Origin of the sequence: Vibrio sp. 10N.261.52.A1, from assembly GCF_002876325.1 — a bacterium.
Taxonomy (GTDB): Bacteria; Pseudomonadota; Gammaproteobacteria; order Enterobacterales; family Vibrionaceae; genus Vibrio; species Vibrio chagasii.
Genome location: NZ_MCYD01000770.1, coordinates 1 through 724, shown reverse-complemented (window position 1 = coordinate 724; position 724 = coordinate 1). Strand labels below are relative to the sequence as shown.

Below are 724 nucleotides of genomic sequence, written 5' to 3'. Positions count from 1 at the left end.
CTATACATACTTCATCGTATCGGAGCTGAAATATTTTGTAATAACCATATCGTTAATAGCGCCTTGAATTTGGCGATATGCCAACTAATTGGCATAAGCTAAGGCTATGGTTTACATAAAAATATATTCCAATATTAAATTGTGAAATCGCTCGAATTTAATACTGATATTGGGTAGTATGCGCGGGATTTCCCACCACTCGTGAAACTTTGACATGAAACTAACACTAAAACAGAAGTTAATAGGTGCGAGCCTATCTGCTGTTGTCGTTATGGCTACAGCACTGACTTGGTTATCAGCAAACCAGTTATTTGAACAGACTCGTAATGGCGTATACCTACGAGCAGAAAGCGTATCAGAAGCAGCATCTGAAGGTATTAAAAACTGGATTGATATTCGTACGGATATCGCTTCAGCATTTAATGACTTTTCACGAGAGGATGATGTTGTTCCTTTCCTTAAGCAAGCTCGTGTGGCGGGTGGCTTTGACGATATCTTTTTAGGTACTCCAGAAGGTGGCATGTACCGCTCACACCCTGAACGTAACCGTGCTGGTTACGATCCTCGTCAACGTCCTTGGTACCAAGAAGCAAACGCTGCAGGTAAGCAAATCATTACTACTGCTTACCAAGATGCAATCACCAAAGCACTTCTAGTAACGATTGCAGAGCCAGTTCGCCACAATGGTCAACTTGTTGGTGTGGTAGGTGCTGACGTACTTATC

General features: G+C 42.0%; 1 protein-coding gene. It reads left to right on the top strand.

Annotation, left to right across the window (positions count from 1 at the left end):
- Positions 1–214: 214 nt before the first annotated feature.
- Positions 215–724, top strand: a 510-nt coding sequence (locus BCT81_RS15995) for a cache domain-containing protein (protein ID WP_277869819.1), incomplete at its 3' end; no start/stop codon positions are given.